Genomic DNA, 10,093 nt, shown 5'->3' on the forward strand with positions numbered 1-10,093 from the left:
TTCCAGTCTAAGGAGCACCACCGACACTCGAGTCAGCGGCCGCGTCGGTCGCTTCCGGGAGCGCGTCGTGGTGGGAGCGGAGCTTCCGTTTCCAGAGCCTGTCCACCTGGTTCAGTGTCGCATCGAGCGATCCGGTGGAGTCGATCACGGCATCGGCGACGGCGAGGCGTTCGTCGTCGCCGGCCTGGGCGGCGATTCGGCTGAGGGCGTCGGCCTCGTTCATGCCGCGCAACTCGACCATGCGCCGCACCCGGGTTTCGGCATCGGCGTGCACGACGACGATCAGGTCGAAGGGGTGCCCGACGGACGCCTCAACGAGCAGGGGGACGTCGTAGACGACGACCACGTGCGGGTTCGCCTTCTCCGCGGCGTCGATGGCCCGGGCGGAGAGGGCGCGCACCGCAGGGTGCACGATCTGGTTGAGCAGGTTGAGCGCGGCCGGGTTTCCGAACACGATCGCGCCCAGAGCAGCCCGGTTGAGGCTGCCGTCAGCGTTGCGGACCTCGTCGCCGAAGACCTCGATCACGTGCGCGAGCGCATCCGTGCCGGGCTCGACCGCGGCGCGGGCGAGCTGGTCGGCGTCGATCACCACGGCCCCGTGTTCGGCGAACCGTCTCGCCACAGTGCTCTTGCCCGATGCGATCCCGCCGGTCAATCCAATCAAGTACACGGCCCCATGCTAGCCAACCTGCTGGAGTGCCCCGGGAGCGGCCCGCCGTCGTGGGCGGATGTGCAGTTCGTCGGGAGACCGGCTTAACCGGAACAAGCCGGACCCCGTAGGGTCCGGCTTGATCTGGCGCCGGCGCAAGCCGGGCGGGTGATGCTAGTTGTTGCTGCTGAGCTTCTCGCGCAGCGCGGCAAGTGCCTCGTCGTCGGCGAGGGTGCCGGCTCCGGCGGTCTCGCTGGAGAACGAGTTGCCAGCGGCGGACGCGACATCGCCGGGAGCGATGATCTCGTCGTTCGCGGATGCAACCTGCTTCTTGTGAGCTTCCCAGCGAGCCTGGGCTGCAGCGTAGTCCTGCTCCCACTTCTCGCGCTGGGTTTCGAAGCCTTCGCGCCACTCGTTGGTCTCCGGGTCGAAGCCCTCGGGGTACTTGTAGTTGCCCTGGTCGTCGTACTCGGTGAGCATTCCGTAGAGTGCCGGGTCGAACTCGGTGCCGTCGGGGTCGACGCCATCGTTGGCCTGCTTGAGGCTCAGCGAAATGCGGCGACGCTCGAGGTCGATGTCGATGACCTTGACGAAGACCTCGTCGCCGACCGACACAACCTGCTCGGCGAGCTCAACGTGCTTGCCGGAGAGCTCGGAGATGTGCACCAGGCCCTCGATGCCCTCTGCGACGCGAACGAACGCACCGAAGGGAACGAGCTTGGTGACCTTACCCGGTGCAACCTGGCCGATGGCGTGGGTGCGGGCGAAGACCTGCCACGGGTCTTCCTGCGTTGCCTTGAGCGACAGGGAGACGCGCTCGCGGTCCAGGTCGACCTCGAGGATCTCGACGGTGACTTCCTGACCGACCTCGACGACCTCGCTGGCGTGCTCGATGTGCTTCCAGCTGAGCTCGGAGACGTGAACCAGACCGTCAACGCCACCCAGGTCGACGAACGCACCGAAGTTGACGATCGACGAGACGACGCCCTTGCGGACCTGTCCCTTCTGGAGGTTGTTGAGGAAGGTGGTGCGGCTCTCAGACTGGGTCTGCTCGAGCAGCGCGCGACGCGACAGAACAACGTTGTTGCGGTTCTTGTCGAGTTCGAGGATCTTGGCCTCGATCTCCTGGCCCAGGTACGGGGTCAGGTCGCGAACACGGCGGAGCTCGATGAGCGATGCCGGCAGGAAGCCGCGCAGGCCGATGTCGACGATGAGCCCGCCCTTGACGACCTCGATGACCGAACCGGTGACAACGCCGTCGGATTCCTTGATCTTCTCAACGTCGCCCCATGCACGCTCGTACTGAGCGCGCTTCTTCGACAGGATGAGACGGCCTTCTTTGTCTTCCTTCTGAAGAACGAGGGCCTCGACCAGGTCGCCGACCTTGACAACCTCGGAAGGGTCAACGTCGTGCTTGATGGAAAGTTCGCGGGAGGGGATGACACCCTCGGTCTTGTAGCCGACGTCGAGGAGAACCTCGTCGCGGTCGATCTTCACTACGGTGCCCTCGATGAGGTCTCCGTCGTTGAAGAATTTCAGAGTCTTTTCGACCGCGGCAAGGAAGTCTTCAGCAGATCCGATGTCGTTGATGGCGACCTGCTTAGGTGCCCGTTCGGTCGTTGCGATTGTCATGTAGTAGTTGCTCCAGGATGGACATATTCGGGCCAGAAGGGAGGGACGTGCAAATTACGGTGATGCGTTCTAAGATTCCGCGACTGGCAGCGGCTAATTCGTCACAAGCGTGACAGTAAAGCTTAGCTGTTTCCGGGCGCACCAGGCAACCCGCCCCCGCATTCGCCCGCACCCATCCGCGAGCCGTGAGCAAAGCACCAGAATGCTCGAGATCCTGGGGCTTAGGTCATGGCTCGCGAACCCTCAGGGTTGCAGGGCCGAGCGGAGGGTGTCGAGGCCGACACCGCCGAGGTCGAGGGCCTTGCGGTGGAACTCCCTGATGTTGAAGGCCGTGCCCTCGCGCGCCTCGGCCTCGTCGCGCAGCTGCTCCCAGATGCGCTGGCCGACCTTGTAGGACGGCGCCTGGCCGGGCCAGCCGAGATACCGGTTGACCTCGAACTTCACGAAGCCCTCGTTCATGTTGACGTTCTTCGCCAGGAAGTCGAAGGCGTAGTCAGCGGTCCACTTCTGCGAGCCATCCGGCACCGGCTTGCCCAGGTGCACGCCGATGTCCAGCACAACGCGGGCCGCCCGCATCCGCTGGCCGTCGAGCATGCCGAGCCTGTCGGCGGGATCGTCCAGGTAGCCGAGCTGCTCCATCAGGCGTTCGGCGTAGAGCGCCCAGCCCTCCGCGTGCCCGGAGGTGCCGGCCAGCTGGCGGCGCCAGGTGTTGAGCTTGTCCCGGTTGTAGACCGCCTGGCCGATCTGCAGGTGATGGCCAGGCACGCCCTCGTGGTAGACGGTGGTGAGTTCCCGCCAGGTATCGAACTCGGTCACGCCGACGGGAACCGACCACCACATCCGGCCGGGCCGGGAGAAATCGTCGGTGGGGCCGGTGTAGTAGATGCCGCCCTCCTGGGTGGGGGCGATCATGCACTCGAGCCGGCGGATCTCCTCGGGGATGTCGAACTGGGTCTCCCCCAGCTCGGCAACGGCCCGGTCACTGGTGTCCTGCATCCAGCGCTGCAGGGCGTCGGTGCCGTGCAGCTTGCGGGTGGGGTCGGTGTCGAGGAACTCGATCGCTTCGAGCACGGTCGCACCGGGCTTGATCTGCCGGGCGATGCTCTCCTGCTCCTCCACCATGCGGGCGAGTTCCTGGATGCCCCACTCGTAGGTCTCGTCGAGGTCGATACTGGCGCCCAGGAACCGGCGGGAACTCAGCGCGTAGAGGTCGCGTCCGATCGCGTCCTCTTCGGTGGCGCGGGGTGCGAGCTCGTCACTGAGGAAGCCGGCGAGGGTGTCGTAGGCGGCGGCGGCTTTGTGCGCGCCGGCGGTCAGGTCGTTGGCCAGTGAGGCCGGCAGCGATCCGGTTTCGAGCCCGGCCTCGGCCACGAAGTGGTTGAAGAACCCGTCGTTCGCGGCGTTCCGCCGAGCCTGGCCGAGTACTTCGATCACCTGGCGCCTGGCGGGCGTGACACCCTGCTCGATACCGAGCCGGAGCGTCTCGATGTAGCCGGTCACTGCGGCGGGCACGGCCTGCAGGCGGGCAGAGATGTTGCTCCAGTCTGCGACAGTGCTGGTGGGCATGAGGTCGAACACCTCGCGGATCTCCTGGGCGGGTGAGGCGATCACGTTGAGGTCGCGCAGCTGGAGCCGTGCCGCGGAGCTTTCCAGGTCGAGCGCCAGGGTGCTGCGCAGGTCTGCCGTGGTGACCTCGTCGACGGCGTCGACGGCCGGGGTCGCATCCAGCGCGGTGATGACCTCGGTGGCGGCCTGGATGTACCGGGCGTGGCCGTCGGGCGAGTAATCCGCGAAGCCGGCGCCGTCCCTGTTCCGGCCGATGTAGGTGCCGACGGTCGGGTCGAGCTCGACGAGGGTGTCGACCCACTGTTCGGCGATCTGGTCGACGGGAGTTGGCGTCCGCTGTTCGTTCAGAGTCATGCACAGAGCCTAGGACACGGTCTCGTTTTCCGCACGGGCCAGCCCTATTCCCTGCTGTGACGCCTCCCTGAGGTGACGCGCCCGCGGCGACGGTGGCCGTCGCCGCGGACGCCGGTCAGTGGGCGGCGTCGTCCCAGTTCGCGCCGCGGCCCACCTGCACGTCCAGCGGCACCAGCAATTGGGCGGCCGATTCCATCCGGGAGGTGACCACGGTCTTCAGGGCGTCCCATTCGCCCGGCGCCACGTCGAAGATCAGTTCGTCGTGCACCTGCAGCATCATGCGGCTCTTCAGTTCCTGAGCGCGCAGGTCGCCGGCGATGTTGTTCATGGCGATCTTCATCAGGTCGGCGGCCGAGCCCTGGATCGGAGCGTTCAGCGCGGCGCGTTCGGCGTTGTCGCGCAGCACCCGGTTGGGGCTGTTCAGTTCGGGGAACGGCCGGCGACGCCCGAAGATGGTGGTGGTGTAGCCGTCCACCTTCGCCTGCTCGACGACGCGGCGCAGGTAGTCCCGCACGGCGCCGAACCTGGCGAAGTAGTCGGTGATGAGCTGCTTGGCTTCGCGGGACTCGATCCGCAGCTGCCGGGACAGCCCGAACGCGCTGAGCCCGTAGGCGAGGCCGTAGGACATCGCCTTGACCTTGTTGCGCATCTCACCGGTGACATCCTCAGGTGCCACACCGAAGACCCTGGCGCCGACGAAACGGTGCAGGTCCTCCCCCGCGTTGAACGCCTCGATCAGGCCGGCGTCTTCGGACAGGTGCGCCATGATGCGCATCTCGATCTGCGAGTAGTCGGCGGTGAGCAGGCTCTCGGCATCGGCTCCGGCGTGGAACGCGGCGCGGATTCGCCGGCCTTCCTCGGTGCGCACCGGGATGTTCTGCAGGTTCGGGTCGTTCGAGGAGATCCGGCCGGTCGCCGTGCCGATCTGCACGTAGGTGGTGTGGATGCGGCCGGTCTCGTCGATGGCCTTGTCGAGGGTCTCCACGATCTGTCGCAGCTTCGTGGCGTCGCGGTGCTTGAGCAGCAGGTTGAGGAACGGATGCGGGTTGCTGGCCTGCAGGTCGGCCAACGCTCCGGCATCCGTGGTGAAGCCGGTCTTGTTGGCGCGGGTGCGGGGCATGCCCAGCTGGTCGAAGAGAACCTCCTGCAGCTGTTTGGGTGAACCGAGGTTCACTTCCCGACCGATCTCGGCGTAGGCACTGGCGGCCAGTTCGGCCGCGGTGTCGCCCAGCTGTGTCGACAGGGCGGCGAGTTCGTCGTGGGACACGGCCACTCCGGCCAGTTCCATGTCGGCCAGGGTCATCAGGGTGGGCATCTCGAGGTCGGAGAGCACGTTCAGTGAGCCGGCGTCGAGGAGGCCGATCAGCGTCGCCGCGAGCCGCACCGTGTACCAGGAGTCGACGGCGACGCCGCCGGCCTGGGTCTCGTCCGGCACCAGCTGGTTGGGGTCGACGACCGGAACTGTCTCGTCCAGGTAGCGCTTGACGAGGTCGGCGAGGGTCTTGTCCGGTCCGCCCGGGCGCAGCAGCCAGCCGGCGACGAGGGTGTCGACGGCAAGACCGGCCAGCGACAGTCCGGCGCGGGTGAGCGCCTTGACCTGGGGTTTGGCGTCGTGCATGATCTTGGGGCTAGGGCCGGCGAGCCAGTCTTCGAGCGGCCGGTAGTCGGCGCGCCCCGGCTGCCAGGCCACGGTTGCGGTCTCGGTGCCGGTGGCCAGCCCGAAGCCGATCGGCAGGCCGGCCATCACCTCGACGGTGACGGAGATCGGGGTGCCGGCAGCCGACACCCGGTCCAGCCAGGTGGCGAGCTCCTCGTCGAGCAGTTCGCGCTGCACCGGCGCCTGCACGGCAGCCGGGGCATCGGGCAGCGGCGCCGGAACTGCGGAGGAGCCGCTCCCGTCGCCGTTGCCGTTCTCCTCGAGCTTGATCACCCGGTCGAGCAGGGTGCGGAATTCCAGCCGGCCGAAGACGTCGCGCACGGCTTCCTCGTCGATCGGGCCGCGCACCAGGTTGTCGAGTTCGACGGGCAGGTCCAGGTCGGTGACGAGCCGGTTGAGCCGGCGGTTGCGGATGGCGTTCTCTTTTTGCTCGCGCAGGTTGGCACCGACGACACCGGTGATCTCATCCGCGTGTTCGAGGATCGCGTCCAGGCTGCCGAACCGGTCGAGCCACTTCACGGCGGTCTTCTCGCCCACCTTGCTGATGCCGATCAGGTTGTCGCTGGTCTCGCCGACCAGGGCGGCGATGTCGGGATACTGCTCCGGTGCGATGCCGTATTTCTCCCGTACCTTGGCCGGGTCGTACCGGGTCAGCGCCGAGACGCCCTGGCTGGCCGGGTAGAGCAGGGTGACGGTCTCGTTGACCAGCTGGATGGTGTCCCGGTCGCCGGAGACGACGAAGACCTCGAAGCCCTCGTTGGTGCCGCGCACCGAGAGGGTGGCGAGAATGTCGTCGGCCTCGTAGTCGTCCTTGGTCAGGGTGGTGATGTTCATGGCCTTGAGGGCCTCCTGCAGCAGGGGAATCTGGCCCTTGAACTCCGAGGGCGTGATCGCCCTGGTGCCCTTGTACTCCGGGTAGTCCCTGGTTCGGAACGAGTACCGGGAGATGTCGAACGCCACGGCGATGTGGGTCGGCTTCTCGTTGCGGAGCAGGCTCAGCAGCATCGACAGGAAACCGTGGATGGCGTTGGTGTGCTGGCCGTCCCTGGTCTGGAAACTGTCAATGGGGAGGGCATGAAATGCCCGGTAGGCCAGCGAGTGGCCATCGATGATCATCAGGGTAGGCTTTTTGGATTCCGACACAGTCCCAGCCTACAAGCCGCTTTCGGATGGGGGCTCGGCCGAACCCGAGGTGACCATGACCGAGTACGACAGGCCCGCGCACGATGCCGACTTCCTCGCCTGGACGAAGGCGCGCGGCGCCGGCGACCTGGCCGACAAGATGGGCATCGAGTTCACCGAATTCTCGCTCGACAGGGCGGTGGCACGGATGCCCGTTGAGGGCAACACCCAGCCGGCCATGCTCCTGCACGGCGGGGCCTATGTGGTCATGGGCGAGTCGCTCGGGTCGATGTCGGCGAATCTGCACGCCGGCCCAGGCAAGATCGCGGTGGGCATCGAGATCAACGCCAGCCATACCGGATCGGCCACCTCCGGCTACGTCACGGCGGTGTGCACGCCCATCCACCTGGGACGCACCCTGACCACCCACGAGATCGTGGTCACCGACGACCGAGGCCGGCGCTGCTCCACCATCCGCATCACGAACCTGATCATGGACCGGCCCGCTTCGGCCTGAGCCGGCGTGCAGACGCGAAAAAGCGGGCCCCTCCTGGAGGGACCCGCTTATTTCGTGACGGGGGCGGGTGGTGCGTGGCTGTACGTTACTTCTTCGCGGAGAGCTGTTCGATGATCGCCTGCGCGACATCGTGCATGGTCAGGCGGCGGTCCATCGACGCCTTCTGGATCCAGCGGAACGCCTCCGGCTCGGTCAGGCCCATCTTCTCGTTGAGCAGGCCCTTGGCCCGGTCGACGAGCTTGCGGGTCTCGAACCGCTCGACCAGGTCGGCGACCTCGGCCTCGAGGGTGATGATCTGGCTGTACCGCGAGAGGGCGATCTCGATGGCCGGCAGCAGGTCGTTCGGCGTGAACGGCTTGACCACGTAGGCGAGGGCGCCGGCTTCGCTGGCGCGCTCGACGAGCTCCTTCTGGCTGAACGCGGTGAGCAGCACGACCGGGGCGATGTGCGCCTTGGTGATGCGCTCGGCGGCGGAGATGCCGTCGAGGTGGGGCATCTTCACGTCCATGATCACCAGGTCGGGGCGAAGCTCGGTGGCCAGGGCCACAGCGGTCTCGCCGTCGCCGGCTTCGCCGACTACCTCAAAGCCGTTGTCACGGAGGATCTCGACGATGTCGAGCCTGATGAGGGATTCATCCTCCGCTACGACGACGCGGCGGGGGGGTGCTGGTGTTGTCTCTTGGTCGGTCACAGGCAAAAGCCTACGGTATTCTGGTGCAGGTGTTGTGAGCCGGTGTGGCGGAATGGCAGACGCGGAGCACTCAAAATGCTTTGTTCGAAAGGACGTGTGGGTTCGAGTCCCACCACCGGTACCACTTCACCGCATGCCCGTCCCCTGGTTCGACCGGGGTCGCGGGCATGCGGTGTTTAACCCGGCACACCGCCGGCACCGTACGCACAGCGGCCGCACACGCCTCTCTCAGCGAGTATTCACCGCCGGCGTCCCCCGCGTCACGCTGGGTGTGCACAGGCGCTCATCGGCCGTGCACGGCCGCTCAACACGTCAGCAGTGGGTGGGGGCACGGTAAACGACAGCAGCCCCGCGGATTGCGCCGCGGGGCTGCCTGACGACACGGTGTGTCGTCTGTCGTGATCGGTTACTGCTGGGCGTACGCCGGAGCGACACCGTTGTGGGCGTCACCGATGCGGTGGACCCGGATGTCGTTCGTGGAACCCGCGATTCCGGGAGGGGAACCGGAGATCACAACGACCTTGTCGCCGATTTCGGCCAGGCCCTGGCCGAGCAGGATGTCGTCGACCTGGCCGAACATCGAGTCGGTGTGGGTAACCGGCTCGACGAGGTAGGTCTGGACGCCCCAGGTGAGGGCGAGGCGACGGCGGATGCCGGCGTCGGGCGTGAAGGCCAGCATCGGAATCTTGGAGCGCAGGCGCGACATGCGACGAGCGGAGTCTCCGGATTCGGTGAAGATGCAGAGGAACTTCGCGTCGACGAACTCGGCGACCTCGATGGCGGCCAGCGTGATGGCACCGCCCTGGGTGCGCGGCTTGTTCGTGAGCGGTGCGATGCGCTCCAGGCCGTGCTCTTCGGTCGAGGACACGATGCGTGCCATGGTCTGAACGGTGACGACGGGGTATTCGCCGACACTGGTCTCGCCGCTGAGCATGACCGCGTCAGCACCGTCGAGAACGGCGTTGGCGACGTCGGACGTCTCGGCGCGAGTCGGGACGGGGCTGTGGATCATCGATTCGAGCATCTGCGTGGCGACGATGACGGGCTTCGCCATGCGGCGGGCCAGTTCGACGGCGTGCTTCTGCACGATCGGCACGGCTTCGAGCGGGAGCTCGACGCCGAGGTCGCCACGGGCGACCATGATCGCGTCGAAGGCATCGACGATGCCCTCGAGGGCCTCGACGGCCTGCGGCTTCTCGATCTTGGCGATGACGGGAACCTTGCGGCCCTCCTCTGCCATGATCTCGTGCACGCGGTCGATGTCGGCCGCGTTGCGCACGAAGGAGAGCGCGATGAGGTCGGTGCCGAGGCGGAGGCCCCAGCGCAGGTCGGCCTCGTCCTTTTCGCTCAGGGCGGGCACGTTGACGGCAACGCCGGGCAGGTTGATGCCCTTGTTGTTCGACACCGGGCCGGCGACGATGACCTTGGTGGTCACGACGGTGCCGTCGGTTTCGACAACCTCGACCTTGACCTTGCCGTCGTCGATGAGCAGGAAGTCGCCGGGCTTGACGTCGTTCGGCAGACCCTTGTAGGTGGTGCCGGAAAGTTCCTTGGTGCCGAGGATGTCTTCGGTGGTGATCTTGAAGATGTCATCGACGGCCAGGTCGTAGGGGCCGCCCTCGAACTTGCCGAGGCGGATCTTCGGGCCCTGCAGGTCGACCATCACTGCGATGGCACGGCCGGAGTCGTTCGCCGCCTTGCGCACGTTGGCGTAGACACCCTCGTGCACGGTGTAGTCGCCGTGGCTCAGGTTCATGCGGCAGACGTCAACGCCTGCGTCGATGATGGCCCTGATCTGCTCGTAGCTGGATGCTGCCGGCCCGAGGGTTGCGACGATTTTCGCGCGTCTCATACTGGTGGATCTCCGGTTTCCGCGCCGGGTAGGCGCATTGGTGCGTTGAATTG

Annotated in this window: 7 protein-coding genes and 1 tRNA gene; 2 read left to right on the forward strand and 6 right to left on the reverse strand. The window is 66.5% G+C overall.

The window, feature by feature from the left end; translation table 11 throughout:
- Positions 1–7: 7 nt before the first annotated feature.
- The 4 genes from coaE to polA form a co-directional block, all read right to left on the reverse strand.
- Positions 8–670: a dephospho-CoA kinase gene (gene coaE / locus CTB96_RS13285; RefSeq protein ID WP_110127349.1), complete on the reverse strand. Its 663-nt coding sequence runs from the start codon at positions 668–670 to the stop codon at positions 8–10.
- A gap of 153 nt (positions 671–823) precedes the next feature.
- Complete coding sequence (rpsA, locus tag CTB96_RS13290) at positions 824–2,281, reverse strand: 30S ribosomal protein S1 (protein WP_110127350.1); 1,458 nt, start codon at positions 2,279–2,281, stop codon at positions 824–826.
- A 243-nt stretch (positions 2,282–2,524) separates the two neighbouring features.
- Positions 2,525–4,201 (reverse strand): DUF885 domain-containing protein, encoded by a 1,677-nt coding sequence (locus CTB96_RS13295; RefSeq protein ID WP_110127351.1) that lies wholly within the window; start codon positions 4,199–4,201, stop codon positions 2,525–2,527.
- Between the two features lie 115 nt (positions 4,202–4,316).
- Complete coding sequence (gene polA, locus CTB96_RS13300; protein WP_110127352.1) at positions 4,317–7,001, reverse strand: DNA polymerase I; 2,685 nt, start codon at positions 6,999–7,001, stop codon at positions 4,317–4,319.
- A gap of 55 nt (positions 7,002–7,056) precedes the next feature.
- On the opposite strand from polA, the gene CTB96_RS13305 reads away from it, so the two are divergent.
- Positions 7,057–7,497, forward strand: coding sequence for a hotdog fold thioesterase (locus CTB96_RS13305; protein ID WP_110128484.1), 441 nt, complete (start codon positions 7,057–7,059; stop codon positions 7,495–7,497).
- An 85-nt stretch (positions 7,498–7,582) separates the two neighbouring features.
- On the opposite strand, the gene CTB96_RS13310 is transcribed toward CTB96_RS13305, so the two are convergent.
- A complete protein-coding gene (locus tag CTB96_RS13310) occupies positions 7,583–8,188 on the reverse strand; it encodes an ANTAR domain-containing response regulator (protein ID WP_110127353.1) in 606 nt (201 codons plus the stop codon).
- Positions 8,189–8,226: 38 nt separating this feature from the next.
- Here CTB96_RS13310 and CTB96_RS13315 point away from each other — a divergent pair.
- Positions 8,227–8,312, forward strand: a tRNA-Leu gene (locus CTB96_RS13315).
- Positions 8,313–8,594: 282 nt separating this feature from the next.
- Here CTB96_RS13315 and pyk read toward each other — a convergent pair.
- Complete coding sequence (pyk, locus tag CTB96_RS13320; protein WP_110127354.1) at positions 8,595–10,040, reverse strand: pyruvate kinase; 1,446 nt, start codon at positions 10,038–10,040, stop codon at positions 8,595–8,597.
- Positions 10,041–10,093: the final 53 nt, after the last annotated feature.

It is taken from the genome of Cryobacterium arcticum (assembly GCF_003185895.1).
Lineage (GTDB): Bacteria > Actinomycetota > Actinomycetes > Actinomycetales > Microbacteriaceae > Cryobacterium > Cryobacterium arcticum.